Source organism: Mesorhizobium sp. NZP2234 (assembly GCF_013170765.1).
In the GTDB taxonomy this organism is placed as follows: Bacteria; Pseudomonadota; Alphaproteobacteria; order Rhizobiales; family Rhizobiaceae; genus Mesorhizobium; species Mesorhizobium loti_D.
In genome coordinates, this window is record NZ_CP033364.1 from 2,872,936 (window position 1) to 2,898,707 (window position 25,772).

The 25,772-nt window shown below is 63.5% G+C and carries 31 protein-coding genes; 18 read left to right on the forward strand and 13 right to left on the reverse strand.

What is annotated here, in order from left to right; all coding sequences use genetic code 11:
* Positions 1–66: 66 nt before the first annotated feature.
* On the reverse strand, positions 67–897 hold the full coding sequence (locus EB230_RS14155; RefSeq protein WP_172372792.1) for a helix-turn-helix transcriptional regulator: 831 nt from the start codon (positions 895–897) through the stop codon (positions 67–69).
* A 99-nt stretch (positions 898–996) separates the two neighbouring features.
* Between EB230_RS14155 and EB230_RS14160 the strand changes: the two genes are divergently transcribed.
* A complete protein-coding gene (locus EB230_RS14160; RefSeq protein ID WP_172372794.1) occupies positions 997–1,881 on the forward strand; it encodes an SDR family oxidoreductase in 885 nt (294 codons plus the stop codon).
* 18 nt (positions 1,882–1,899) lie between these two features.
* Here the strand turns inward: EB230_RS14160 and EB230_RS14165 are convergent, their stop codons facing one another.
* Entirely contained in the window at positions 1,900–2,598 is a 699-nt protein-coding gene (locus EB230_RS14165) for a RibD family protein (RefSeq protein WP_172372796.1), read from the reverse strand.
* Positions 2,599–2,942: 344 nt separating this feature from the next.
* Between EB230_RS14165 and EB230_RS14170 the strand changes: the two genes are divergently transcribed.
* The 3 genes from EB230_RS14170 to EB230_RS14180 all read left to right on the forward strand — a co-directional run bounded on the left by EB230_RS14170 (position 2,943) and on the right by EB230_RS14180 (position 6,946).
* Entirely contained in the window at positions 2,943–3,890 is a 948-nt protein-coding gene (locus tag EB230_RS14170; RefSeq protein ID WP_056571059.1) for a substrate-binding domain-containing protein, read from the forward strand.
* A 179-nt stretch (positions 3,891–4,069) separates the two neighbouring features.
* Entirely contained in the window at positions 4,070–5,659 is a 1,590-nt protein-coding gene (locus EB230_RS14175) for a sugar ABC transporter ATP-binding protein (RefSeq protein ID WP_172372798.1), read from the forward strand.
* A 270-nt stretch (positions 5,660–5,929) separates the two neighbouring features.
* The gene (locus EB230_RS14180; protein ID WP_172372800.1) at positions 5,930–6,946 is read left to right on the forward strand and encodes an ABC transporter permease; all 1,017 of its coding nucleotides are present in this window, start codon (positions 5,930–5,932) and stop codon (positions 6,944–6,946) included.
* A 38-nt stretch (positions 6,947–6,984) separates the two neighbouring features.
* On the opposite strand, the gene EB230_RS14185 is transcribed toward EB230_RS14180, so the two are convergent.
* Both EB230_RS14185 and EB230_RS14190 read right to left on the reverse strand, forming a co-directional pair.
* A complete protein-coding gene (locus EB230_RS14185) occupies positions 6,985–7,563 on the reverse strand; it encodes a phosphoglycerate mutase family protein (protein ID WP_246738952.1) in 579 nt (192 codons plus the stop codon).
* Between the two features lie 164 nt (positions 7,564–7,727).
* Entirely contained in the window at positions 7,728–8,093 is a 366-nt protein-coding gene (locus EB230_RS14190; protein WP_246738953.1) for a hypothetical protein, read from the reverse strand.
* A 168-nt stretch (positions 8,094–8,261) separates the two neighbouring features.
* On the opposite strand from EB230_RS14190, the gene EB230_RS14195 reads away from it, so the two are divergent.
* Positions 8,262–8,561, forward strand: coding sequence for a hypothetical protein (locus EB230_RS14195; RefSeq protein WP_172372802.1), 300 nt, complete (start codon positions 8,262–8,264; stop codon positions 8,559–8,561).
* A gap of 64 nt (positions 8,562–8,625) precedes the next feature.
* On the opposite strand, the gene EB230_RS14200 is transcribed toward EB230_RS14195, so the two are convergent.
* On the reverse strand, positions 8,626–9,342 hold the full coding sequence (locus EB230_RS14200; protein WP_172372804.1) for a helix-turn-helix transcriptional regulator: 717 nt from the start codon (positions 9,340–9,342) through the stop codon (positions 8,626–8,628).
* Positions 9,343–9,416: 74 nt separating this feature from the next.
* On the opposite strand from EB230_RS14200, the gene EB230_RS14205 reads away from it, so the two are divergent.
* Both EB230_RS14205 and EB230_RS14210 read left to right on the forward strand, forming a co-directional pair.
* Entirely contained in the window at positions 9,417–9,800 is a 384-nt protein-coding gene (locus tag EB230_RS14205) for a hypothetical protein (protein WP_246738954.1), read from the forward strand.
* Positions 9,801–9,944: 144 nt separating this feature from the next.
* Positions 9,945–10,619: a GcrA family cell cycle regulator gene (locus EB230_RS14210; protein WP_172372808.1), complete on the forward strand. Its 675-nt coding sequence runs from the start codon at positions 9,945–9,947 to the stop codon at positions 10,617–10,619.
* 187 nt (positions 10,620–10,806) lie between these two features.
* Here EB230_RS14210 and EB230_RS14215 read toward each other — a convergent pair whose 3' ends face one another.
* Positions 10,807–11,115: a DUF982 domain-containing protein gene (locus tag EB230_RS14215; protein ID WP_056572073.1), complete on the reverse strand. Its 309-nt coding sequence runs from the start codon at positions 11,113–11,115 to the stop codon at positions 10,807–10,809.
* A gap of 99 nt (positions 11,116–11,214) precedes the next feature.
* Positions 11,215–11,496 carry a DUF982 domain-containing protein gene (locus tag EB230_RS14220; protein ID WP_056571075.1) on the reverse strand — a complete coding sequence of 94 codons (282 nt, stop codon included), beginning with the start codon at positions 11,494–11,496 and terminating at the stop codon, positions 11,215–11,217.
* Positions 11,497–11,588: 92 nt separating this feature from the next.
* Between EB230_RS14220 and EB230_RS14225 the strand changes: the two genes are divergently transcribed.
* The 3 genes from EB230_RS14225 (at position 11,589) to EB230_RS14235 (ending at position 13,178) form a co-directional block, all read left to right on the forward strand.
* Positions 11,589–12,278: a DUF1376 domain-containing protein gene (locus tag EB230_RS14225; RefSeq protein ID WP_172372810.1), complete on the forward strand. Its 690-nt coding sequence runs from the start codon at positions 11,589–11,591 to the stop codon at positions 12,276–12,278.
* The gene (locus tag EB230_RS14230) at positions 12,199–12,504 is read left to right on the forward strand and encodes a hypothetical protein (protein WP_172372812.1); all 306 of its coding nucleotides are present in this window, start codon (positions 12,199–12,201) and stop codon (positions 12,502–12,504) included. The genes EB230_RS14225 and EB230_RS14230 overlap by 80 nt, the downstream gene beginning before the upstream one ends.
* 71 nt (positions 12,505–12,575) lie before the next feature.
* Complete coding sequence (locus EB230_RS14235) at positions 12,576–13,178, forward strand: DUF6456 domain-containing protein (protein ID WP_172372814.1); 603 nt, start codon at positions 12,576–12,578, stop codon at positions 13,176–13,178.
* A gap of 55 nt (positions 13,179–13,233) precedes the next feature.
* Here the strand turns inward: EB230_RS14235 and EB230_RS14240 are convergent, their stop codons facing one another.
* Together EB230_RS14240 and EB230_RS14245 are read right to left on the reverse strand one after the other, a co-directional pair.
* The gene (locus EB230_RS14240) at positions 13,234–13,545 is read right to left on the reverse strand and encodes a hypothetical protein (protein WP_056571082.1); all 312 of its coding nucleotides are present in this window, start codon (positions 13,543–13,545) and stop codon (positions 13,234–13,236) included.
* 102 nt (positions 13,546–13,647) lie between these two features.
* Positions 13,648–14,409, reverse strand: coding sequence for an alpha/beta hydrolase (locus tag EB230_RS14245; RefSeq protein ID WP_172372816.1), 762 nt, complete (start codon positions 14,407–14,409; stop codon positions 13,648–13,650).
* Between the two features lie 97 nt (positions 14,410–14,506).
* Between EB230_RS14245 and EB230_RS14250 the strand changes: the two genes are divergently transcribed.
* Entirely contained in the window at positions 14,507–15,439 is a 933-nt protein-coding gene (locus EB230_RS14250) for a LysR family transcriptional regulator (RefSeq protein ID WP_172372818.1), read from the forward strand.
* Here EB230_RS14250 and EB230_RS14255 read toward each other — a convergent pair.
* The gene (locus tag EB230_RS14255) at positions 15,436–16,329 is read right to left on the reverse strand and encodes a LysR family transcriptional regulator (RefSeq protein WP_172372820.1); all 894 of its coding nucleotides are present in this window, start codon (positions 16,327–16,329) and stop codon (positions 15,436–15,438) included. The genes EB230_RS14250 and EB230_RS14255 overlap by 4 nt on opposite strands.
* A 131-nt stretch (positions 16,330–16,460) precedes the next feature.
* Here EB230_RS14255 and EB230_RS14260 point away from each other — a divergent pair, with 131 nt between their 5' ends.
* From EB230_RS14260 to EB230_RS14270, 4 genes are all read left to right on the forward strand, one after another.
* A complete protein-coding gene (locus tag EB230_RS14260) occupies positions 16,461–17,210 on the forward strand; it encodes a glucose 1-dehydrogenase (RefSeq protein ID WP_172372822.1) in 750 nt (249 codons plus the stop codon).
* A complete protein-coding gene (locus tag EB230_RS32600) occupies positions 17,201–17,404 on the forward strand; it encodes a hypothetical protein (protein WP_246738955.1) in 204 nt (67 codons plus the stop codon). Before EB230_RS14260 ends, EB230_RS32600 begins: the two co-directional genes overlap by 10 nt.
* 39 nt (positions 17,405–17,443) lie before the next feature.
* A complete protein-coding gene (locus EB230_RS32605; RefSeq protein ID WP_246738956.1) occupies positions 17,444–17,716 on the forward strand; it encodes a hypothetical protein in 273 nt (90 codons plus the stop codon).
* A 102-nt stretch (positions 17,717–17,818) separates the two neighbouring features.
* Positions 17,819–18,433, forward strand: coding sequence for a hypothetical protein (locus tag EB230_RS14270; protein ID WP_172372824.1), 615 nt, complete (start codon positions 17,819–17,821; stop codon positions 18,431–18,433).
* A gap of 60 nt (positions 18,434–18,493) precedes the next feature.
* Here the strand turns inward: EB230_RS14270 and EB230_RS14275 are convergent, their stop codons facing one another.
* Positions 18,494–18,919, reverse strand: a complete 426-nt coding sequence (locus tag EB230_RS14275; protein ID WP_172372826.1) for a very short patch repair endonuclease — start codon at positions 18,917–18,919, stop codon at positions 18,494–18,496.
* Positions 18,920–18,923: 4 nt separating this feature from the next.
* On the reverse strand, positions 18,924–20,159 hold the full coding sequence (locus EB230_RS14280) for a DNA cytosine methyltransferase (RefSeq protein ID WP_172372828.1): 1,236 nt from the start codon (positions 20,157–20,159) through the stop codon (positions 18,924–18,926).
* Positions 20,160–20,388: 229 nt separating this feature from the next.
* On the opposite strand from EB230_RS14280, the gene EB230_RS32610 reads away from it, so the two are divergent.
* Both EB230_RS32610 and EB230_RS14295 read left to right on the forward strand, forming a co-directional pair.
* A complete protein-coding gene (locus EB230_RS32610; protein WP_246738957.1) occupies positions 20,389–20,772 on the forward strand; it encodes a hypothetical protein in 384 nt (127 codons plus the stop codon).
* 11 nt (positions 20,773–20,783) lie between these two features.
* Positions 20,784–23,258: a hypothetical protein gene (locus tag EB230_RS14295; protein ID WP_172372832.1), complete on the forward strand. Its 2,475-nt coding sequence runs from the start codon at positions 20,784–20,786 to the stop codon at positions 23,256–23,258.
* 163 nt (positions 23,259–23,421) lie between these two features.
* Here the strand turns inward: EB230_RS14295 and EB230_RS14300 are convergent, their stop codons facing one another.
* Positions 23,422–25,398, reverse strand: a complete 1,977-nt coding sequence (locus EB230_RS14300) for an acyltransferase family protein (protein WP_172372834.1) — start codon at positions 25,396–25,398, stop codon at positions 23,422–23,424.
* 238 nt (positions 25,399–25,636) lie between these two features.
* Between EB230_RS14300 and EB230_RS32460 the strand changes: the two genes are divergently transcribed.
* A complete protein-coding gene (locus EB230_RS32460; RefSeq protein WP_244494069.1) occupies positions 25,637–25,732 on the forward strand; it encodes a putative RiPP precursor in 96 nt (31 codons plus the stop codon).
* Positions 25,733–25,772: the final 40 nt, after the last annotated feature.

The window sequence follows — 25,772 nt, forward strand, 5'->3', positions numbered from 1 at the left end:
AGGCGGCGTTGACGGCCAGTCGGCTGCCAGGCAAGTGCCGGCAGTGTCGTTGCCGCGGGTGACTGTCTAAAGGCTTTGCGCTTTGAGGCACCGGGCCAGCGCGCGGATGCGGTCGGCGATCTTGCTGTCGATCGGGTTGTAGACGGTCAGGTTCAAATCCGGCCTGCCGTCGACCGCGAAGGACGAGTATTCCAGCTCTATGTCCCCCAATTCCGGGTGCTTCAGGCGCTTTGTTCCGTCGCCATGGGCGAGCACGTCGTTCTCCCGCCACAGGGTGGCGAATTCGGGGCTGCCGTTGCACAGTTCGTCCACCAGCTGGGTGACCTCGGAGACCGCGCCGGCACGCGCCGCATCGGCGCGGAAGGCGCCGACCACGAAACGGGCGAGGTTTTGCCAATCGTGCTGCTTGGCGCGGATGTGGGGCGTGAGGAACATGAAGCGCAGGATGTTGCGCCGGCCGGCGGGGATGGTGCCATAGTCGGTCAGCACGACCTCCGCGGCGCGGTTCCAGGCAACGACGTCCCAGGTCGCTGTCTTGACCAGAGCCGGGCTGGCATCGAGCGTGTCGATGAGGCGTTGCAGCCGGGGGCTGACGCCCTCGTCGCCCCGGTAGCGGACCTCGGGCGGGCGGCCGAGCCCGAGCATGAAGAGATGTTCGCGCTCCGCCTCGGTCAAAAGCAGCCCCTTGGCGATGCGGTTCAGCACGTCGGCCGAGGGCGCGCCGCCGCGGCCCTGTTCCAGCCATGTGTACCAGGTCGGGCTGATGTTGGCGCGCTGGGCGACCTCCTCGCGGCGCAGCCCCGGCGTGCGCCGGCGGCCGGCAAAGCCGAAAGACGCCGGGTCGAGCCGGGTGCGCCGGTCCTTCAGGAAGGCTGCGAGCGAACCGGGGGAAGGCATCCTGTCAGGCACCCTGTTAAAGATTATACCATGATAAGGTCACTACTTTAATGGAATAATAGACCGTTGATATTACGCAGGCAACCGCAGGAGATTTGCATGCGTATCTTTTTGACCGGCGCGACCGGCTTCATCGGCTCGGCGCTCGTTCCCGAACTCATCCAGGCCGGCCACCAGGTGGTCGGCGTCACGCGCTCCGAGGCAGGCGCCGAGGCGCTCGCCGCCGCGGGCGCCGAAGTGCATCGCGGCACCCTCGAAGAGCCGGAGGGCCTGCGCGACGGCGCGGCGAAGGCGGATGCCGTGATCCACACGGCGTTCGACCATGATTTTTCGCGGTTCGTCGAGAACTGCGAAAAGGACAGCCATGTCATCGCAGCCCTCGGCGCGGCGCTGGCCGGCTCCGACCGGCCGCTGGTGATCACGTCGGGCGTCGGCATGGGCAGCCCCGGACATGGCCAATTGGCCGTCGAGGATGTCTTCAACGCCAGCCATCCCAATCCCCGTATCGCCTCGGAACTCGCCGGCAATGCCTTGCTGGAGGCAGGCGTCAATGTGTCGGTGGTGCGCCTGCCGCAGGTCCACAATCCGGTCAAGCAGGGGCTCATCTCGCCGCTCATCGAGATCGCGCGGCAGAAAGGCGTCTCGGCCTATGTCGGCGAAGGCCGCAACCGCTATTCGGCGGGGCATCTCCTGGACGCGGCGCGGCTCTATCGGCTCGCGGTGGAAAAGCGCCAGCCGGGCGCGCGCTATCACGCGGTCGGCGAGGAAGGCGTCGAAGTGCGTGCCATCGCCGAGGCGCTTGGCCGCGGCCTCAACCTGCCGGTCGTCTCGATCCCGCCGGAAAAGGCGGCGGAGCATTTCGGCTGGATGGCGATGTTCGCCCCCATGGACCTGCCTGCCTCGAGCGCCCTGACCCAGGCCCGGCTCGGCTGGCATCCGACCGGCCCGACGCTGATCGCCGATCTGGATGCGATGCGCTATTGAGGGGCTGATAAAGCGGCATCAGCCGGGACTGACGGCATAGCGCAGGTGGATCAGCCCATGCGCCAGCGTTTCGCAGCTTGTCAGCGACAGCTGCATCTTGCCGGCGAGGCCGCTTTCGCCGAACTCGACAAAGCCCTGGTTTGCCGCCCGCGCATCGAGCGCGGGGGCGATGAGAAGGCTGAGCTCATCGACAAGCCCGACCGCGAAGAAGGAGCCGTTGATGCTGGCGCCGCCTTCGAGCAGCAGCCGGCGGATGCCGAGTTCACGCCCGAGCACGTCGAGCATGGCGGCGAGATCGATCTCGGCCGTTTCCGACACGATGTAGGACACGCCGTCGGCGGCGAGCTCGGCCAGATGACTGTCGGCGACATCATGCCCAAGCAGCACCACGACATGGTCGCCGCCGACATCCGGCTTGGCGAAGTGGAGCTTGCCGGAGACATCGAGCGCAACGGCATAGGGTCCCGCATTGCGTTGCGCGAAATGGTGCGGCCGCTCGACCTTGCCGGAATGCGCCGGCGGGTGCGCCACCGCCTTGCTCATCTCGGCCATGGTGACGCGCCCGACGATCCAGGCATCGCCTTCGAGGTCGCCGTGGATCTGCTCATAGAGGCCTGACCACTCCGCCCGGGTTCCGTCCGGGCTGGTGGTGTAGCGGCTGGGGTGAAGGCCGCCGTCGAGCGAGGCGAGCATATGGCAGATGATGTGCGGCTTCATGATTTCTCCAGGGTGGACCGATCTTCAGGATGGACTCGGCGATTCAAATTAGGGTCGCGGCCCCGGAATGGAAGCCGGACAGGTCGGTTTGGTCAAAAATCCGACAATTCCGATAATTCGTCGCCTGGCACTGTTATATCGATGTTGCACAAATGGTTGACCCTGGGTTAGCATCCATCTGCTGATGCCGATGGGAGGCAGTTTTTTGCAACGGCGATCAGCTGGAGCGGCATGCGTGATCGGGCGCAAGGAGGATGCTCCAACACTTTGAACCGACGCATGATCCCTTCCCAAGGCCGATCCCGGTCCTGGGGATCGTGCGTTCTTGTGGAGGAGGATCAACCATGAACAGACGTGAATTCCTGATGACGTCCGTGGCCGCGGGCGCCATGGTGCTGGCCGCACGTTCGGCGTTCGCCGAGGACAAGCTCACCATACTGGGCTCGGTGCCCAATCTCGGCTTTCCGTTCTTCGTGCACATGCTGAACGAGATCAAGGCGGAAGCGCAGGCGCAGGGCGTCAACCTGACCGAGAGCGACGGCCAGAACTCGGCCACCAAGCAGACCGCTGACATCGAGGCGGCCCTGGTGCAGAAGGTCAACGCCATCGTCATTTCGCCGCTCGACGTCAACGCGCTGGCTCCGGCCATCGAGGAAGCGGTCAAGGCCGGCGTTCCCGTGGTGACGATCGACCGCCGCGTCGACGGCGTCGAGGGCATACTGGCCCATGTCGGCGCCGACAATGTGAAGGGCGGCGAGGCGGAAGCCCAGGCGGTCGTGGCGGCGTTCCCCAATGGCGCCAAGCTTTTCCACCTGCAGGGCCAGCCGGGCGCCGGTCCGGCCATCGACCGCAACAAGGGCGTCCACAACGTGCTCGATCCCTTGAAGGACAAGTACCAGATCATCTTCGAGCAGACCGCCAACTTCGCCCGCGCCGAGGCGCTGTCGGTGACGGAAGCCGGCCTTGCCGCCAACGGCAAGCCGGACGCCATCATCTGCGCCAATGACGACATGGCGCTCGGCGCGCTCGAGGCGTGCGCGGCGCGCAACTTCACCGACGTCAAGATCTACGGCTTCGACGCGCTTCCGGAAGCGCTGGTCGCGGTCCGCGACGGCAAGCTCGCCGGCACGGTCGAACAGTTCCCCGGCCAGCAGTCGCGCACCGCCGTGCAGATCGCGGTCGCCTACGCCAAGAACAAGACCGAGCCGAAGGAGAAGCTGGTGCTGTTGACGCCGATCGTCATCGGCAAGGACAATCTCGACAAGGCCGAGAGGCTGAACGAGACGAAGTAGGGCGACGAGCCGGCCGAAGTCAGCGCCGCCCCTCATCCGCCTGCCGGCACCTTCTCCCCGTATAGTGAGGGGGAGAAGGAGATGGCCGCCACGCTGGCGATCTCCCTCTCCCCGTCCTTCACGGGGAGAGGGTAAGGGTGAGGGGCGGCGCCGTCGTCTTGTGTCTCGGGGAGCAACCATTGCCCGCAGCTGAAACCGCATCGCCATCGCCCGTCCTGCTCGCCGTCGAGGGCGTCACCAAGCATTTCGCCGGTGTCACCGCGCTGAGCGACGTCTCGCTCGATATCCGTCCCGGCGAAATCCTCGGCCTGCTCGGCGAGAACGGCGCCGGCAAATCGACGCTCTTGAAAATCCTGTCGGGCGTCATGCCGCCGTCCAGCGGCCGCATCACTTTCGACGGCGCCGACTACGCGCCATCCAGCCCGCAGGATGCCAAGCGGCTCGGCATCGTCACCATCTACCAGGAACTCAGCCTGATACCGACGCTGACGGTGGCGGAGAACATTTTCATCGGCCGCGCGCCGACGGGGCCGCTCGGGCTGGTGAGCTGGCGCAAGATGGAGGATGACTCCCGCGCGATCATCGCCCGCGTCGGGCTTTCCATCGATCCGATGACGCCGGTCTCGGCACTGTCGGTGGCCGAACAGCAGCTGGTCGAGATCGCCCGGGCGCTGTCGCTGAAGAGCCGGCTGATCATCATGGACGAGCCGACCTCGGCGCTGACCGAGACCGAGGTGCAGCGGCTTTTGTCGATCATGGACCGGCTGCGCCAGGACAAGGTTGCCATCATGTTCGTCACCCACCGGCTGGAGGAAGCGTCCGCCATCTGCGACCGCATGACGGTGCTGCGCGACGGCAGGCTGGCCGGGCATCTCGACCGTGACAAAGGGCGGCCGATCCAGTTGCCGCGGATCATCGAGAAGATGGTCGGCCGCGCGGCTTCCGAACTTTACGCGCGACCCGCGCAGCGCGCGGTGGCGGGCGATGTCATTTTGTCGGTGCGCGGCCTGCGCACCGTGCGCGATCCCGAGGCGCCGCATGCCATCGTGCTCGACGGCGTCGACATCGACCTCAGGGCGGGCGAGATCCTCGGCGTCGCCGGGCTTGTCGGCTCGGGCCGCACGGAACTGGCGCGTGCCATCTTCGGCGCCGACCGCATCGCGGCGGGAACGATCACGCTCGAGGGCAGATCCATCGCTCCGGCCTCGCCGGCCGACGCCATCGCGCTCGGCATCGGCCTGGTGCCGGAGGACCGCAAGCACCAGGCGATCTTTGCCGCCTTGGGTATCCTGCCGAATTTTTCCGTCGCCTCGCTGGCCACGTTCAGCAACGGTTTCGGCTTCATGGCCGAGCGGCGCGAGCGCGATGCGCTGTCGGGTTTCAGGAAAATGCTGTCGATCCGCATGGCCTCGCCCGAGCAGGCGATCGAGGGCCTGTCTGGCGGCAACCAGCAGAAGGTGATCCTGGCGCGCTGGCTGGCGCGCGATCCCAAAGTGCTGATCGTCGACGAGCCGACGCGCGGCGTCGATGTCGGCGCCAAGGCGGAAGTGCACCAGATCCTGGTGCAACTGGCGGCGCGCGGCATAGCGGTGATGATGATCTCGTCCGAACTGCCCGAGGTGCTGGCGGTGTCGGACCGCATCGTCACCATGCGCCGGGGGCGCATCACCGGCGAAATGCCGGGCGTCGAGGCAAACGAGGAAAAACTGATGGAACTGATGGCGCTCGACAGGCAGGAAACGAACGGGCGGCATGCGAGCGGGATTTGACAAGTCGAAGGAGGTGCCGACTTTGGAGAGTGGCGAAGCCGCCCTTGGCGTTCGTCATCCCAGGGCGAAGCAGGGAGCGAAGCGACGCGGCGCAGACCCCCGGAGCTGCTCCGCAGCCCGAGGGATCCATTCCGTTACTTCAACGTGTTGCAAGGGGACGGAATTCTGCACCGCTGCGTTCGACAGGAGGTTTCACGGCATGGATCCTCGGGTCTATGCAGCCGCTTCGCGACTGCTCCGCCCCAGGATGACGAAAGAAAAGGAGGCACGATGAGTGTGACGGAACAGAGCGAGCGCGGCGGCGGCATCAATTTCGCACGGCTGCTGATGAGTTTCGGGCCGCTGCTGTTCCTGGCGGCGCTGGTCATCGTCTTCACCGTTTTGAAGCCGAGCTTCATCGACCCGATCAACCTGTTCAACATCACCCGGCAGATCTCGATCACCGGGCTGATCGCGCTCGGCATGACCTTCGTCATCCTCACCGCCGGCATCGACCTGTCGGTCGGCTCGCTGCTCGCCTTCTGCGGCATGGTGGCGGCCGTCGTCGCCAAGGGCGGCGCGGCCAACACGCTGTCGCTGTCGACGTCAGGCACGCAGGGCTATGGCTGGTTCGCCGCGCTGCTCGCCGCCGTCATCGTCGGTGCCGCCGCCGGCGGCGTGCAGGGGCTTGCCATCACCAGGCTGAAAGTGCCGCCCTTCGTCGTCACGCTGGGCGGGCTGACGGTGTTTCGCGGACTGACGCTGACCATCTCCAATGGCGGCCCAATCTCGGGCTTCGACGCTTCGATGCGCTGGTTCGGCACGGGGCTGATCGGCCCGGTGCCGGTGCCGGCGATCATCTTCGCCATCGCCGCCATCCTGTGCCACATCGTGCTGCGCTATACGCGTTACGGCCGCGCCGTCTATGCCGTCGGCGGCAATGCGGAGGCGGCACGGCTGTCGGGCCTGCGCGTCGACCGCATCCTGGTCTCGGTCTATGTCATCGTCGGCTTCTTTGCCGGGCTGGCCGCCTTCGTGCTGTCGGCCAGGCTGAACTCTTCCGAAGCGGTCGCCGGCATCGGCTACGAGCTGACGGTCATTTCCGCCGTCGTCATCGGCGGCACCTCGCTGTTCGGCGGCATCGGCTCGGTCGGCGGCACGGTGGTGGGCGCGGCGCTGATCGGCGTGCTGCAGAACGGGCTGCAGTTCAACAATGTGTCGTCCTACACGCAGAGCATCGTGATCGGGCTGATCCTGATCCTGGCGGTGGCGTTCGACCGGTGGCTGAAGTCGCGGGTGAGGCGGTAGGGGTCTGCCTTCTCCCCTTGTGGGAGAAGGCAAGGTCGCTATCCCGGCAACTTCTCCTCGATGATCCGCGTCGACCCCGGCACCAACTGGCCGGCGTGATCAAAGCGCAGCACCACCACCCAGTTGAAGACATCGCCGGGCCATTTGCCGTCCGGCAGCAGCGTTTTGGGGTCGGCGCCGAAGGCCTTGATGAGCTTTCCCAGCTGGCCGTGATGCCAGGCGATCAGGATCGACTTGCCGTGGGTTTCGCTGGAGAGCGCCGCGACGAGGGCTTTGACGTCCTTGTCGGCGAAGCGCTGGTCGATGGGCAGTTTCAGGGCTTCCGCGAGCGGCGTCAGCGTCAGCCGTTCGCGCGCGCTGTTTCTGGAATCGGTACTGGCCACCAGCATGTCGGGCCGGAACGGCACGCCGTCGAGCATGAAGGGCTGGAAATAGGCGACGTAGGCCTGCGCGCGGGCTTCGCCTTCGGGCGACAGGCCGGTGCCGCTGTCGGGCTTTTCGCCATGGCGCACGATCAGCACGGTGGCGTCGGCGAGCCCTGATGTGCCGTCGCCGGCGGCGTGTGCGGACAGGGCAAGCGCCAGCATCCACAGGGCGGCGAGAACGGTGCGAGTCATGGCGGGTCCCTCGGGCGCTTTTTCGAGGCCACCAATCAGCGCAGCAATCCGACGGAATCAGGGCCGACGTGCTGCCGGCGCGGGGAGGGCACCCGCACGCAATCTGGAAAGAAACTCGGCTGATCGAACCCGCAAATGGCAGGTCCAGCCACGCCCCCCGGGCCTCAGGCCGCTTCGAGCGCCCACAGGCGGTGGCCGTAGCGGCGGAAGAAGCGCGCCAGGAGGCGCTGCTGCCTGGCCCTGGCGAGGTCGGGCAGGCGCCGCTCCTGGCGCCAGCGCGGCATGGCGCGCCAGAAGGCGATGAAGCGGGTGGTGTCCTCGATGGCCTCGTCGGCCGACAGCGCCGGGCCGATCGCGGCCAGGAACAGCGGCTCGGACTGTTTCAGCTCGTCGATCAGGGCCTTGCGCCGAAAATGGTCCTGGCGAGCCTGCGCGATGCCGTTGCGGCGGATCGCCTCGAAGGCTTCGAGCAAAGCAGGGCTGTCGCCGGTGTAACCGCAGGCGCGGGCGAAATCGGCGGCATCCATCATTGCTCCCGGGTCAGTGCGGCAGGTGACTCACATTTATTTGGATATATAAGCATAACTCAAAACTATAGAAGTGAAACTTTTTGCTAAGTGTTGAAAACTGCGACTCGACTCCGGGCTGAAAAGGCAGGAATATAAGAACAAATCAGGAACAAATGGGGTGGAGAGGCAATGGCATTGCCGGGCAGGAAACCAGTCATCGCGCATGTCGTCTCGATATCGGTCGAGTGCGCCGATTGCGGCCGCAACAGGTGGTGGAAACCCGATGAACTGCGGCGCTTCGGGGTGACGGACGGCACGCCGCTGGCGGAGCTTTCGGGCCGCATCGTCTGCTCGGCCTGCCGCGCCGACGGGCTGCCGGGTACGGCGGTGTCGATACAGGCCGCGTTCGTCGACGAGCGCCAGCGGGTGCGTAGCGAAGCGCAGATGCTGAGCGAGCGCGAGGTGCTGGTGGAGGCGAGGCGGGCTTGAGGGGGCGGGGCAGGCGCTGATTCTTCCTTCTCCCGCAAGGGGAGAAGGAAAAACCGCCCAGCCACTAGTACCCCAGCAATTCCTTCAGCGGTATAACCCGCCAGACATGCTTGATCGCGTAGCGGTTGAAGGTGATTGTCTTGGGCGGATTGTACTGCTCGACCACCAGCTCGCCCGCCGTGCGCTTGACCAGCTTCTTGATGAAGGCCTTGCCGTTGCGCTCGTTTTCTTCCGGAAACGTCTCGATCACCACATGGTCGCCGGGCACGGCGTCGCGGCCGCCGCAATAGATGAGGTCGCCGGGTTCGTAGCGCGGCACCATGGAATCGGAGAGCACATGCAGCGCGAAGACCTTCGGCAGGTTGCGCACGCCCGGCGGGCGCTGCACGTAGCCGGCAGGTTCGCCGTTGAAGGTGAAGTCGCCGTCATCGCCGCCGACCGCGGCGCCCAGCACTTCGATATCCATTGACCCTGCGGGCATTGGGCCGGCATCGGTGACGATCTCGGCGTCGGCCACGGCGTCGGCCACGGGGCCGGCATCGTCGAGGAAGATGACCTGGCCTTGGCCGAGCGCGACCGGGTCGACGCGCAGGAAAGCGGCGGTCTTCAACAGGTTCTCGGTCTTGGGCAGGTTGCGCCCGGTTTCCCAATTGCCGACGGCGGCGACATCGGTGTCGTTGTGCTCGGCAATGTGGCGCATGACCAGGCCGCGCTGCTTGCGTGCCTGGCGTATCGCCGCCCCGACCTTGATCGACAGTTCCGTTTTTGCCATGGCGCCCATGTGAGCGATGAAAGCGGCTCTCGTCTATGAAAGAATGGCTTGCATCTAATTTTGAGTTATGCTTATATCTGGCCATGCAGAACCTGTCCAGCTTTGATGGCGCGGTAGCGCCGGCCTCCCGTGAGGCGCACCCGGCGACCGAAGTCGCCAGCCATTCCCTTCCGCCCCGGCCGTCCTCCTCCCCGGCCGGGGCGAAGCCCGAGCGCTTCGATGCCTCGGGTCCGGCCCGCCCGTCACCGGCGGCCGGAACGGCCGGAGCCGCCGCTCCCCTCGGCTCCGGCCCCCCATTCGACCGGCATGCCGCCGGTCCCTGTGCGCGCTCCTGCATCCGCACGCAGGACGGCACCGTCATCCTGTTCGAGCCGATGACGGGCAGGGCGGTGTCCGCCCCCGACACAAAGACAGCGGAGGCGCGGCTGGCGCGCCTGACCGCCGGGCACTCGATCCGCTCCGGCTGATCCGCCTCCGACTGATGCCGGCGGCGGGCCGGCTTTCGCACCGAACACCCTGATCGAGGCCCTGACCGGGCCCGAGCCCTGACGCCTGGCCGACAGCGCGCTCCCGAGCGCTGCCGAAGGCGGAGCCCTGGATGGAGCCTGGACATGGCAAGCTACAGCGACGCCGAATTGCAAGAGATCGCCCGCTGGCTGAAGGATGGGCTTTCAGCCTCGCGGATCGCGACGGCGTTCAGCGCGCTGCGCGGCACTCCGGTCTCGCGCAACGCCATCATCGGCATCGTGCATCGCAACGCCATGCTGGGCGCGATCGGCTTTGCCAATGGCCGTGGGGTGTTGCCGGGTGCCGAACGGGCAATGCGCAAGCCGGCCGCTGCAAAGCCGGCGAAGGACAAGGCCAACGGCAAGGTGGCCGCGGGGGCGACCGCCGAGGCGAACGCCGCCAAGGCCGCCGTCGCGCGCAAAAACAAGGTCCGGGCCAGGCACGATTCGTCGCCGGCATGGTTGCCGCCGCGCCTGTTCGTGCGCGAGGTGGGGGTGCTGATCGCCGATGGCGAAGCTTACCGCTTCAAGGTGCCGGCGCCGCAGCGCGGACCCATCGGCCGCCAGCCGCATGGCGTGGCGATGCGCTTCATCGACTGCCTGTTTTCCCGCTGTCGGGCGCCGCTCGACCTGACATTGGAAGAAGATCCGCAGAGCGATGCGCCGGGTGGCCGGCCTGGCGCCGAGATGCTGTGCTGCGGCATGCGCACGAAGGCATTGAAGAGCTACTGCGGCTACCACCAGGCGCGGTTTCAACGCAGGGTTTTTGAGGCGGGGTGAGGCTTGGTCTCTTCTCCCCGTTCACGGGGAGAAGGTGCCGGATGAGGGGCAGCTCAAGCTAACAGGATTAAGCGTCGTGAGATGGATTTGGACAGCGCGAATGCCACTTACCGAAGCGCTGGCGTCGCCCCTCATTGCCCTGCCGGGCATTTCTCCCCGTAAACGGGGAGAAAGAGCCCTCACAAACCTATTTCGGCATCTGGCGGCCCTGTTTGGGCATGCGGCTCTGCACCGTGCGTGCCTCAAGCCTCATGGCCGGGCCGCTGTCGGCAACCAGAATGCCGGTGACGCGGGCGAAGCCGGTGAACACTTTTATCGCGTCGGATTCGGAAATCTGCGCCGCGATCGCGGCGCTGCAGGCGTTGAGTGCGCTGCGGTAGACATGGCCACGCCGCTCGATCGGCCAGCGCTGCAGGAAATCCGCGGCGTCGCTGACGCTGTCGATCTCCTCGACATGTCCGTCCATCGACACTTTAAGCGGCACTCCGGTTTTCATCGTACCCACGGCATTCACCTTCGCTCTGGGCGCGGCTTCCAAGCCTGCGCTTATAAACGCGCGAGACCGTCAGGCGGTTGCATTGCCTTCGTGCCTGCCTCAGGGGCTGGCGGCGGCGTCGAGCCAGTCATGCGCGCGGCTTCGCGGCTTGACCACCAATATGCCTTGTTGCCCGGCGACGCCAGTGAAGGCTTCGAAGGCGGTGCGCGGGCAGCAATTGCCTTCTACCGCCTGCCTGACCAGCCGCGCGGCGTCGAGAAAGGCGGGTGCTGTCTTGTCGGGCCACTGGTGCTGCAACGCCGTTTCGGCTTCGGCCACGGACCCAACCAGCATGGTCTTGTTGTCGCAAAAGCGCAGCGTAACCGGTATGAAAGCTGTCATCGGCAAACCTCCCCTTGGCGTGGACGCGTCATAACGTGCAGGCAGGCGGCTGGTTCCATCCACCTGGCGGGCGACGCGGCGTGGAGTGCTGCATGAGCGAGCGGCCCTTCATGCAGCTCTATGTCTCCGATTTCGTCGGCGACACGCTGCAGCTCTCCACCGAGCAGATCGGCGCCTACATGCTCATCCTGATGGCGATGTGGAATGCCGGCGGCCGACTTCCCGATGACGACGCCAAGCTCGCGCGCGTGGCGCGCCTGTCGCTGAAGAGATGGCGTGCCATCAGCGCCGATCTTCTGACCTTCTTCGAGCGCGAGGCGGGCGAGATCGGCCACAAAAGGCTGACGAAGGAACTGCACAAGGCACTGGTCAAAAGCGAGGCGAGGGCCGCCGCCGGCGCACGCGGCGGGGCCGCTACCGCCTTGAAAACAAAGGCGCATGCGGCACCAAATGCCGGCGTGTTGCCGCGGCATTCTCCAGACTCCAGAAACCAGAATGAAAAAGCTTCCGCTTTTTCGCCTGAAAATGCGGAAGCTTTTTCGGCTCATGGAGAACAAGCGGCGGCGCTGTCCCGGGAGAAGGCGGAGCCTTTGTCCCGTGCGGGCAAGACAGCTTCCGCTCTCCCGGGGAAGAAACCCGGCTGGGTCAGGCCGAAAACCCATGCCGACGCAGCCAACGCCATCATCGAGGAGATCCGCAGCCATGACCGCAGCCGAACTGCAGCAGGCGACGAAGGCGCTGGCCGCGATGTTCTCATGCTTCCCGCAATCCGCCCTGACTGATGTCGAGATGCAGATGCGCGGCTATCTCGTCGCGGTGCGCGACGCCGAGCTTGCCGATCTGCAGGCCGCCATCCAGCGCTTCGTCCGCGGCGAGGTGAAGAGCGGCAACGCCCAGTTCTGCCCGTCCAGCGCCCAGCTCTGCATCGAGGTGCGGGAGCGGCGCACGATGCGGGAACTGATGGCGAGAAGGGCGGTGCAGGCGCCCGTGAAGCAGGTGACAGGATGATCATTCAGGTCGGCGGGACAGCGACCTCTCCACCAAAAAACACCACACCCCAAAACCCAAGGAGCCACCCCATGCCCAGGAAAACCAAAGCCGCCAAGCCGCAGGCGCCGAAACTGCCGAAGGGCGAGGCCGAGCAGGTGCGCATCCGCCGCGAGATCGGCCATGATTTCGCGCTGAGCGACGATGCCTTCGGCCGCAAGCGGCTGGCGGCCGGCACGGCTGAAGCCCGGCGCGTCTATGAGGTGTCGAATGACGGCCATACCTCGACCGGCGGCATCGTGCGGGTCCGCACGGTCGATCCGCTCATCGGCATCACCTCGCTGTCGCGCCAGCAGCGCGAGGCCGGCCAGCGCTACCGCGAGGATTTCCAGTGCAGCCAGCAGGCCGGGGTGAAACCGATGCGCTGGAGCGAACGGGTCGACGGCGGCCGCAAGGGCGGCGGCATCGCCGACAGCGTGCTCGACGCCGGCCGCGCGCATGCCGCCGCCACCCGCGCGCTCGGTCACTGGGAGGTGGCCGTCGTGGTGCAAAAAGTCTGCTGCGCGGGGGAGTCGGTCAAAGGCGCGGCGGAACAGACCGGCGAGGGCAGGGACGTGGTGACGAAGCTCTTGAAGATCGGGCTCGATCTGCTGGCGGTGCATTACGGGATGATGATGGAGCGGCGGGCGGGGTGAGACCCGCGAAAATCCGGCCGGCGATGCCGGCCGGATTCGCTTCACCAGGATCAGGTCATCCGCAGACGCGGACTTCCTCGACTATCCGGTGGTGGTGGCGCCAATGACTGACCAGTTCGAGGTGGCAGCGGTGGTGCCGGTGGAAATAACGCGGCCTGTATCTGTAACCGTCGTCATAAGGGTCGTAGGGGCCGTAGACATAGCGGCCGCCATAGTCCCCATTGTAATAGTCATTGCCGTAATCGTTGCCGTAATAATTGTCGTAGCCGCCGATGCCGATAAAGACGTGGCTGCGGGCCTCGGCGGGGGCGATCATCGCCGCAGCCGAGGCAATGGCGATAACCGAGGCAAACAGGAGCTTCTTCATGGCTACCTCCTTTTCAAGGCCGATCTAATATAACCCGCAAGGCGGGACCTCGTTCCATGGATTCGCAAGGCAACCCATGCGGCGCCGGGCGCAAGACCCGCTTCACTTTACCGAAGCGACCGCATCCTCGATTACCGAGGTGACTTCCGAGGGATGCGACATCGGGAGCAAGTGGCCGCCGTGGATCTCGACGACCTTGGCGCCCGAGCGTTTGGACATCCGCCGCTGCAGCTCCGGCGCGATGGTGCGGTCTTCCGTGGCAATGGCTGCCCAGCTTGGCACATTGTGCCATGCCGCGGCTTCGGCCTTGTAGCCGAAAATCGCCGTGTTCGCCGGCGTCTGGAACATGGCGGTATAGCGTGCCTCGGCCTCGGGCAGGCCGTTCGCCACATCGGCGATCCAGGCGTCGGGCTTTACAAGGTAGAAGCCGTCCTTGAACACGGTAAGCGCGTCCGCCGGCAGCTTGCCGGGGATGGAGGCGTTGAGGAAGCCCAGGCTTTCGCCGATCTCGGGCTGGAACGCCGCCACGTAGACGAGGGCACGGACCCGCGGCTCGGTGCCGGCCTGGCTGATCACCATGCCGCCATAGGAGTGACCGACCAGCACGACGGGACCATCCTGCGTGTCGATCGCTCGGCGGGTGGCGGCGATATCGTCCTGAATGGAGGTCATCGGCAGCTGCACCACGGTGACGCGGTACTTGTCGGCTGTCAGGCGGTCGTAGACGCCGCGCCAGGCACCGCCATCCATGTTCATTCCGTGCACGAGCACGATATTGCCGGCTTTCGCCGCGGCGGGCGCGGGCAGTGTCGCGGCGGCGGCAACAATCATGAGTGAGGCGAGAAGGGGGCTGATCCTGTCCATCTTGGAGCTCCGGTTGGTGGGAGCCAGAGACCTAAGGCGAATTGCATTTCGCCAGTAGGGTGATTTATATGAATGGGTCTATCACTCAAGCTGATAAATGGATCGTCGCGATATTGCCGACCTGCTCGTATTCCAGGCCATTGTGGAGGCGGGCAGCTTCACACGGGCCGCTTCCGTCATGGGGCGTGCGCAGTCCGGTCTTAGCCAGAGCATCAGTGCGTTGGAGGCGCGGCTGGGCGTGCCCCTGCTTGCGCGATCCACCCGCAGCGTGCGGCCAACCGAGGCGGGCCGCCGCCTGCTCGATCGGATCACGCCTTCGCTGCGCCAGATCGAAAGCGGGCTGCTGGAGTTGCAGGACAGCCGCGACCAGCCGTCAGGCACGTTGCGGCTGACCGTGATGGAATATCCGGCGCGCGCCATCCTGGTGCCGGCGCTGAGCGAATTCCTGGCCAGCCATCCGGGCGTGCGGGTCGACATCCATGTCAGCGATCGGTTCGTCGACATCGTCCAGGGAGGGTTCGACGCCGGCATTCGCTTCGGAGCGCATCTGGAGAAGGACATGGTGGCCGTTCCGGTGGGGCCGGATGTCAGCGCGGCCATTGTCGCCGCGCCGTCTTACTTTCGCAGGAAAGGCCGGCCTGTCCGGCTCGAGGATATTGCCGCGCATGACTGCATCAACTTTCGCACGGCAAGCCATGGCGACGTTTACCGCTGGATGTTCAGGGACGGTGCGCGCACGGTCGACGTGCCGGTCGAGGGCGCGGTCATCGTCAATGATGCGCCCGTGATGATCGAAGCCGCCTTGGCTGGCCTGGGGCTGGCCTACATCTTCGAACCACACGTTGCCGGGCATCTCGCCTCGGGACGTCTGGAAACGTGCCTGGAAACGTTCTGCCCCGTCTGGTCGGGCTACCATCTCTACTATCCGAGCAGGCACCAGAAATCGGCCGCGCTTGCGGCCCTCGTCGAGCATTTGCGCTACAGGCGGCATGCGCAGGGTGCACCGGGACCGGGGGCCGCGTTGCCCTAGCGGCCGAGCCTCCCCATCCGTAGCGCCAGGAACTCCACGAACAGCCTTGCCCGCACCGGCAACTGCCGTCCGAAGGCATGCACGATGTGCACCGGCATGGTCGGCATCGGCACCTCGGGCAAGACGCGAACCAGGCGGCCGGCGTCGAGGTCGTCCTGCACGGCGAAGCGCATGAGATGGGCGATGCCGGCGCCGGCAAGGGCGGCGTGGCGGATGGCGCCGCCGTCATCGGTTTCGAGGCGGCCGTCGGGCACGATCTCCAAGCCGTCGGCGAAGGTGATCGGCAGCGGCCGGCCGGCCGAGACGTAGCGGATGAAATCATGGTCCCGCAAATCCGCGATCGAGGCTGGAGAGCCCCGACGCCGGAGATAGGCGGGCGCGGCCACCAGCACGATCGGCAGGCTGGCGATGCGGCGTGCGGTCAGCCCGGTATCGGCCAGCGCCCCCATGCGCACCGCCACATCATAGTTTTCGCGGATCAGGTCGGCATGGCGGTCGGTGACGCTGAGCTCCAGCTTCACGTCGGGCTGTTCAGCCAGGAATTCCTCGGCCCATGAGGCGATCAGGCCGCGGCCGAGCTCGACAGGCGCGGTGACGCGCAGCAGGCCGCGCGCCGTGCCGGTGCCCTGCACGATATCCTGCGCATCGTCGAGCGCGCGCAGCAGCGGCGCGACGCGCTCATAATAGGCGATGCCTTCGCTGGTCAGCCCCAGCCGGCGCGTCGAACGCCGGATGAGCTTCGCGCCGAGCCGGCGTTCCAGCTTTGCGACGCTCTTCGACACGGCCGACGGGCTGGAGCCGATCAGCCGGCTGGCGGCCTGGAAGGAGCCGGCATCCACCGTGCGCACGAAGGCGACGAGGCCGGCGGTCTTTTCGAGGATGGTGGTCATGGCGGCAACATCGCATGTCGGGACGGGATCGATTACGGAATTCCAGGCAGGAAAGATCGGCCTGATGTCAGGCTAATACGCATTTCCGGCAAGCTTAAATAGCGCTCGTCATCGTCACAAGGAGAGAATGGATGAGCAGACTGAGCGGCAAGGTCGCCATCGTCACCGGCGCCTCGAAGGGTATCGGCGCGGCCATCGCCAAGGGCCTCGCGGCGGCGGGCGCGGCCGTGGTGGTCAACTATGCCTCGTCGCGGGAAGGCGCCGGCCGCGTCGTCGCGGCAATCGAGGCAGGCGGCGGCCGTGCCGTCGCCGTGCAGGGCGACGTCGCGCGGGCGGCCGACATAAGCGGCCTGTTCGAAGCGGCGAAAGCCTCCTTCGGCGGCGCCGACATCCTGGTCAACAATGCCGGCGTATTCCGCTTCGAGCCGCTGGAAGCGGTCAGCGAGGCCGAGTTCCACCGGCAATTCGACACCAATGTGCTGGGCGTCGTGCTGGCCATACAGGAGGCGGTCAGGCATTTCGGGCCGCGGGGCGGCAGCATCGTCAACATCAGCTCGGTCGCCAGCTTCAACCCGCAGCCCAATTCACTGGTCTATGCCGCCACGAAGGCTGCGGTGGACTCGATCACGCTGTCGATGGCGCGCGAACTGGGCCGCCGCAACATCCGCGTCAATTCGATCGCGCCGGGCGGCGTCGACACCGAGGGGCTGCGGCATGCCGGCATCGTCGGCAGCGAGCCCGAAAAGGCGCTGGTGGCGGTCACCCCGCTCGGCCGCTTCGGCCAGCCGGACGATATCGCCAAGGTGGCGGTATTCCTGGCATCCGACGAGGCGGCGTGGGTGAGCGGAGAGCGGATCACGGCGTCCGGCGGGTGGCGGTAGATTTTCCGCACAATTTGCCCGGCGGCGTGCTTGGAGGCGCGGGTGAAAGCGGCTGGCGGCCGGCACGCTCAAGGCGCGTCTACGAGGTCTCGAATGACGGTTATATCTCGACCGGCGGCATCGAGCGGGTTCGCACTGTCGATCCGCTCGTCGGCGTCACCTCCTTGTCGCGCCAGCAGCGTGAGGCCAGCTAGAGCTATCGCGAGGATTTCCAGTGCAGCCAGCAGTCCGGCATGAAACCGATGCGCTGGAGCGAACGGGTCGACGGCGGCCGCAAGGGCGGCGGCATCGCCACCAGCGTGCTAGACGCCGGCCGGGCGCATGCCGCCGCCACCCGCGCGCTCGGCCACTGGGAGGTGGCCGTCGTGGTGCAAAAAGTCCGCTGCGCGGGGGAGTCGATCAAGAACCTTGCGGAACAGACTGGCGAGGGCCGCGATGTGGTGACGAAGCTGCTGAAGGTAGGGTTGGATTTGTTGGCGGGTGCACCAGGGATGATGGGGCGTTAAGGTTGATTCGTATTTTTGACATATGTCACTATTGATAGATTGCCATAATACCATGGCTCCTGTATATACACATCCTTATTGTTACCCATCAAGGAGGACATCATGCCGCTGAACGACATCCCAGACCTGACCGATCTCGACTATGATGCCCAGAATTTCAAGGATCTCGCCGACAGCGACTTTGGAATGGAACTTTGGAAATTCATGAAACGATCTGATAATTTGGTTCGTATGGAAACGGCGACCTATCTGGATCGTGCCGCAGTGGAACCTCTAGCGCCCGGACTTCTCCGCATTTTCGGACCTGAAGTCGCTCAGGATCGTATTAAGCAGATGATCGGCCATATGGCGCGACAGATCATGGATGCCATGGGATTCACGATCGACCGGCAAGGGCTTCGCATTACTCGGGAAAGCATGTTCACGACCGCAACGCGCTACACCAGCGAAGACCTGAAGCGCGATCGTTCGATGGCGATTTCTCCCGAGCAACGAAAGGTGTGGTTGGAGAAAACAGCCGACAGTTCATTCAATCGCTGGATAGCCGCGCAAGTCAATCGGGATGACGGGAGCCTCGACCTCGATAGCCTTTACGCGGTGGCTAAGAAGTATGGTGTGGCCAAGGAATATCGCCACCTGAATCCCGGTCAGCAGCGCATGACCATTGGTCTCGCTCTAAGAGCGAGAGTGCCTTCGACGGAATACGAGACAATTTAGCCAAGTAGCCCATTAAGCGACTGCCGTCCAAGGTTTGCCGTAGCGGCGACATCCTTGCTTTCAGCTAGGATCACACCGAAGGGGGCTTCGTAATGTGGTGGCAAGGCCTTCGAGTTTCTCCGCAGAGATCTCGCATTGCCAGACGACCAATACAGTCCAGCCATTTTCTTCGAGCTTTCTCCTTGTTCGTTGGTCCCTCTCGCCCGTGGCCCCAATCTTGGCACTCCAAAAATCTTGTCTTGTTGTGGGCAATGCGGCACGAGGGCAACCTTTGTGACCGTGCCAAAAGCAACCATGGACAAAAACGACGGCGCGTCGGCGGGCAAAAACGAGGTCTGGCTTGCCAGGCAGTCCCTTTCCATGCAGGCGAAAGCGTAGCCCTTTCGAATGAAGATATTTGCGAACAGTCATCTCAGGTCGGGTATCTTTCCCGCGAATGCGGGACATGACTTCGCTACGCTTTTGCTGTGTAAAGATGTCCACCACCGCGTTACCGCGCGTGAGCCCCGTCGATGCTGCTGACGAGGTAGCCAGCGAAGTACTTTGCTAGGCGCGGAGGCACAGCATTGCCAATCATCCTCGCTACTGGCTCGATCTGGTCCGTTGGGTAAAATACATAGTCGTCGGGAAAAGACTGAAGGATCGCCGCCTCACGAAGAGACATCCCACGGTTTTGGCTCATGTCGTAGTGACCAAAGCGTCCGTTTGAGATCGAGTGGCACTTGGTGGTGATGGTCGGTGATGGTCGGTCGGGATGCATCCGGGTATAGACGTCCGTGAAGCACTTATTGTTCAACCGTTCGTTGACCTTCCTATGACAGTCAAGGGTTAGATCACCAAATTCGGTCGTCGCCATATAAGCATTTGACTGTCCAGGCTTTGCCGACGATAGCCGTTTCAAATTCAGTTCGCTTAGCGTGCGAGCTCGGTGATTTGGAATGTCAATATGTGTCTCGCCAGCCTTGATCGGAGGCATGTGGCCAATGGCATCTGCAACAGTAACCACCATCGCATTAGGATCCGATTCTGGCACGAGCAGTTCGCTTTCTAGCATATCCGCGAAACGCTCCTCGCGGACGAGTTCGCGCCGCACTGCGATCAGAATGGATCTTTTGCGGAATTGTGGCACGCCGAACTTAGAGGTGCAAACTACCTTGGAACCAGTGACGTAGCCAAGAGTATCTAGGTGCTGTCGAAACGCCTCCCAGATGCCACCGTACTTCGGATCTTTAATACCCGAGACGTTTTCAGAAAGCACCATCTCAGGCATGTATCGTTCGACGTAGACCGCGGCCTGGGCAAGAAGATTTCGGTCTTTCTCGCGCCCCTTTTTTCGCTTATCGCTGAGCTTTTTTCTCGACAGCCTTGTGAAAGGCTGACATGGGGCACAAATTGCAAAAAGCAGAGGTACCTTCGGCGCTTTCCTTTTATAGTACCCGATGAGATCATCAAGCTTCGCAATCAGCTCGTCCTGCTGCCCTGCTTCATATTCCTCATCCCTTGGGAAGACATCGAAATTCAAGAAACGGGAACTCGCGTAGTCCACGGCAGTGTTGATATTGTTTTCGGCGTACGTAGTTTTGCAGCGGTCATCCTTGTCGATGCCCGCCATAACATAACCACCAGCATCGATGAGTCCCCGAGTCGTACCGCCGGCGCCGCAAAAAAAATCGACGGCTAGGAAGGCTGGTGCGGCTATGCTCTTGGAACTATGGGCGCGGTCCATCACAACACCTTTTTAACGCTCTCGATGTCCGCCAAGGTGAACACACGCCAGCCATTTCTATCACGTTTTACGTCGGAAATCCGCTTTTCTCGGAACCATCGGAGAAGCGTACTCTTCGATATTCCCAGCTTTTTTGCGGCCTCATCAGTCGAATAGGTTCTGTCGTCTTTCACGTATCCCCCTGGATATACTTGACCATACTCGAAGCGGATTAACAAGGCATTGAAAAATGCCTGATTCCGCTAAATCTTTCAAGTGGTTAGAGGGAGCCGATTTTGCCGCAATCGCTGGCGCTGTTCCTCGACTTGTTAAAAAATGTCTTTGCTATTTACTCGTACATTATCCATATATACGCGATAGAGTGGATTTGGAGATGGAAATGACGAGAGAAGAGGATCGCTCAAAGTTCGTAAAGCTGGCGTCTGCAAGGGTAACAAAGGCGCTCAACGATATCCGCCTTATAGGGAATCTCGCGAACCGATCAAACTACGACTACACCAGTGAGGATGTTACAAAGATTTTCAAGGCATTGAACGAGGAAATTTCGGCCTGCAAGAAACGATTCGAATTGTCGAACAAAAAGGGCAGTGGCGCCCAGTTCGTTTTAGAGTGAGGGATAAGTCTATGGATTCAAAGAAGATTTGCCTTGCGTTATTGGGAACGGAATCTGAGGCCGAAGTTGACAAGATTTTGGCCGAGATCCCGGAAATGCGGGACGCGAGGAACTGGCACCCCCTAGACGGGCGAGAGACGAACTTCAATGTCACGTCGAACCAGGCAAGCGACGGCGGTAAGGCCCTAACCGAACTGATGACCAACATGGTCGACGCAGTCTTGCTGAAGCATGCGTATCAGAAGAACATCGATCCAAAGGGCAAGTCGGCGCCGAATACAATGTACGATGCCGTCGACGAGCTTGTTCAAAAAATGCACGGCGGCAAACTCGTCAATCTTGCCGCTAATGATCCTTGGTTGAAAACCTTTGCCCAGAATAATCTCGCAATCGGTATCACCGGCGCGAAGTCCAAGTCGGAGGGGCTTCCCTGTTACACGTTTGCGGACAACGGCGAGGGGCAGAATCCGGACGATTTCGAGAGCACTTTCCTGTCGCTGAGCGCTGGCAACAAAAAGGCGATCAATTTCGTCCAGGGCAAGTTCAACATGGGATCATCGGGCGTTCTGCGCTACTGCGGGCGCCACTGGTATAAGCTGATCGTTTCACGCCGATTCGACAAGAAAGGTCCTTGGGGCTGGACCATAATGCGTCGGCGTCCGACTGATCCCGACCGCATGCCAGTAGCGGAATACTTTGTGCCACCTGGCGGCAAGATGGCGCGATTCGATGCAGCTCAACTTTATCCGTTCCATACTGTCGAGAAGAAACGTTACGACCGTATGCATCTGGAATCGGGAACGATTGTGAAACTCTACGACTATCAGGTTGGTTCTCGCTTCATGAGTTTCAAGGGCTCTCGGGACGCACTTAACGAGAACCTTGTGGAGACTATTCTTCCCTTCCGTATCCTTGATCTCCGGCAAAAACCGGATCCCAAGCGCGGTGGCGACCGAGCATTGGGGGTCGACCCTCGCCCTTTTTACGGAATGGAGTTCTTGCTTCTCAACTCCCATAAGGAAGAGGGGCTTGATGACGAGGACGATGCATCTGGCGAGGCCAAAATCTTCGTTGGGAAGTTTTCCGATCCCCGCCTTGGAACGGTAACTATCAGCGCGATCCCATTGAAGCGCGAGTTGCCTGGATGGCTCAAGCCCAACAACTCAAATAACCGCGTCTTCCACGCCGTCAACGGTCAGGTCCAGTTCAAACAGACCCGAGGCTATCTTTCGACTACATGTGGATTTCCCGCGTTAAAGGATCGTATCGTCGTCATCGTAGATGCTAGCAACCTTACCTTCGCTGCTCACAATGAAGTGTGGAAGGGTGACCGCGAGCACTTAAGCAGTACGCAGGACGGCGAAACCTATGTTGATCTGGTGACGAGGACCATCAAGGAGTCGGAAGCTCTCGGCGACCTGCAGAAGAAGGTAGCCGCCGAGGAACTTGAGCGGGCTTCTAAGACGGAAAGTAACTCTCTGTTCCAGAAACTCGTGGATCGAGATCCTAGTCTGGCAGGCCTGCTGTCGAGCCGCGACCCGTCGATCAGATTGCCTGCCAGCGGCGGATCCAAGCCCGGCGGAAAGGAAAGTGGTGTTAAGGAGAAGTTCGAAGGGCTCTACAGCCCGACGTTCGTCCGCCTTGAAGAAAAGTTTGAGGCCAATATTCTAGAGATCCCGATGGGCCGTAGCCGGCCTATCGGTGCCCGCACCGATGCGGCGAATGATTATCTCCAGCGGACCGACAACCCCGGCAAGGTCATTCTGGATGAAGAGATCCGTAAGAAGTTCGCCGTCCGCGAGCATCTGCAAGACGGGCGTATCGCACTCTATTTAAGTCCGGATAAGGAAACTGTCGCTGTAGACGATACCTTCTCGTTCCGGATTTCAATGATGGACGAAGCGATGCCGGCGCCTGTGCAGTCTGAGGCGGTACGAGTGAAAGTGGTCGCTGAAGTCGATGATGTGGAGCGAAAGGGGGTGAAGAAGCCGAAGATAGTCAAAAATGCCAGCGCTGGCGACAGCAAGCCAGGAAAGGGCGAGGACGCCCCAACGCACGGATTACCGAAGTGCCGACTTCTCACTCAGGATGGTCGTGAGATTCCTGGATACGATTCCGCTGAGTGGCCAGAAGGTTTCAACGAAAACGACGGTGGCATGATCGAAGATCTGGGCACGGAAAGTGTCTACATGATCAACTACGACAACGCATACCATCTGAAGTACCGCAAGGGGCTCAGCGGTGTCGCACGCGACGTCGTGACAGAGAAATACATCCTCGGTATGCGCATCCTTCTGCTTGGGGCCGAGCACGCGATTAAGAGCATGCAGGCGAGCAAGGAAAAGGACGACGGCATCGGAGAATACCTAGACGAATTCCGCCGAGTGGCGGCAAGAGGCGCAGCTTCGACAGTCTTGGCGCTTGCTGAAAATCTGCCAAAGATTGTCGACGCGTCGTCAATCCAGCAGGGCGAAAACGTCGAGTAGCGTTTCTGGGGCCGACTATCGTCTTAGATCTTGAATCTATATTTGGTTGCCGCGCGGCCCCTCATCTGCCTGCCGGCGTTCGCCGTTCGAAAAGCCAAGCAATTGGCTTTTCGTCCGCTTCGCGGGCCAAGTTTTGCCCCCCGGTGAGCGAAGAAGCTAACCCCTAGAACAGCGCCTTCTCCAGCGGTCCTTCCAGCGTCTCGGCGAAGGCCGTCGCCAGGTGATGCCGGTCGCGGAAGGCCAGTTTGCCGCCGATGAAGACGTGGCACTCGGTCGGGCCGCAGAAGCGGTCGGTGAGGTCGACATAGAGCGTGTCGGGCACGCTTTTCACCACGGCGCGCTCTTGCGCGGCGGTGCCGTCATTGGCGGCCTGGGCCCTCGGCGTGTCGCAGCGCGAGGGAGCCTCGCGCCACCACAGCGCGCGGGCCACGCAGGAATCGGCGAAGCTGTCGCCGATCGGCGTGTCGCGGATGACCGCCGTCTCGACGCCGGCCTGGCTGAAGGCCTGCAAGGTGGAGCGCAGGCCGGCCTGCCAGCGCGCGGTTTCCTGCTTGCGGCCGGCGGCGGTCATGTCGCGCGTCAGATTGCCGATCGAGAATTCCGAGATCACCACCAGGCGCGGCTTGCGGCGGATGATTTCCGCTATCGCCTGTTCGCGCCAGGCGTCGCATTCGGTGTAGTCGCGCTTCAGCACCGTGTTGAAAGTGGAGAGCCGCGAGGCGCGGCAGGAGGATTTTAGATAGGTGACCACCTTGGTGTCGTTGCGGCTCGCGGCCTCGACCAGCGGCGTCGACCAGTGATCGGCATGCGAGTCGCCGAACAGCACGACGGTGTGGGCGGCGTCCGCCGGGCCGAACGTGCAGGGTTTGGGCTTCACCGTGTGGAAATCGAGCAGGCAGTTCTTGTCGGTGGCGCGCGCGATGGAGGGCTGTTCGGCGGCCTGTTCGATGCCGCGCTGGGCGGGGTCGATGTTGCGCGTGGCCAGATGCGCGTTGGCATAGGCCACGGCCACGCCCACGCCGGTCAGCGCCAGGGCGGGGGCGAGCGCTCGAGCGCCGGCCATCAGCCCGCCACCGAGGCGCGCCGGGTTCTCGATCAGGTGGTAGGTGAGGAACGCCAGCGCCAGCGCCAGCGCGGCGCAGCCGAGGCGCTGCGGGGTGGTGAGGTCCGGCGCCAGCATCCCGGCATAGACGATGACAGGCCAATGCCAGAGATAGAGCGAATAGGAGAGCGTGCCGATCCATTGCAGGGGCGGCAGCGAAAGCAGGGAAACGGGCGCCAGCGCCTGCCAGCCGGCCGGGCTGGCTGCCGCCGCGTCGCGTTCTTCGCCGGCGCCGCTCAAGAGCACCAGCACCGTGCCGGCCACCGGGAGAATCGCGTACCAGCCGGGGAAGGGCAGGTCTTCGGTCAAGGTGAGATAGGCCGCCGCGATCAGCGCCAGGCCGATCCAGCCCTGCGCCGCGCGCAGCCATGGCCGGCGCTGCCACAAGGCCGCCGGCACCAGCGTCGCCAGGCCGCCAGCGGCGAACTCCCAGGCGCGCAGCGGCGAGAAGTAGAAGGCCCAGGCCGGCGAAAGGCTGGTGAGCCACAGGCAGGCGGCGAAGGAGGCGAGGCCGGCGACGCCGATCACCACCACCGCCATGCGCTTGCCCCGGTGCAGCCAGGCGGCGAAGAGCAGCAGCGCCGGCCAGACGAGATAGAACTGCTCCTCCACCGACAGCGACCAGAAATGGATGAAGGGGTTGCTCAAGGCATCGGCGGCGAAATAGTCGAACGACCAGCGCAGCAGCCACAGATTGATGGTGTAGGCCGAGGCATACATGGCGCCGCGCGAATAGAGCGCCTGCTCCTGCGGCGCGAGGATGAAATAGCCCGCGCCAAGCGTCGCCAGGATGACGAACAGGGCGGCCGGCAGCAGCCGCCGGGCGCGCCGGGCGTAGAAGCGCCAGAGGTCGAGCCGGCCGGTCCTGGTGATCTCGCCCATCAGATGCGTCGTGATCAGCCAACCGGAAATGACGAAGAAGATGTCGACGCCGGCAAAGCCGCCGGGCAGGGCCGTGAGGCCGAAATGATAGGCAACGACGCCGCCGACGGCCAGCGCGCGCAACCCCTGTATGTCTGGACGGAATGATGCCGCCACGAGGCCTCCTTCTTGCCCCCAAGCCCAACAACCCTGCCCAGCGCCCGCCACTCTCGGCCGGGCAGGCCGTTATCGCAATGCAGCAAGTTTTTCGCAGTGCAACATGGCCAGAAAAAGGAGACGGGAGACTCAAGGCGTGCGAAGGCCGCGCGGTCGATCACGGAACCGTGTCTGGCCATTGCTTGACGCGATGCGGCGGCGATGCGATCCCGGCTCGTCACTTGGGCAAGGGGATATCATGATGAAGAAGACCTACGAAAAGCCGGTGCTCGTGAAGCGCGAGCAACTTTCCCGCGTTACCGCGATCGCCGCGCCATCGGGAACGCCCGTCTAAGCCCGGGTGGGCTTCGCCGCTCGCAGGCGGCGAGGCGCAC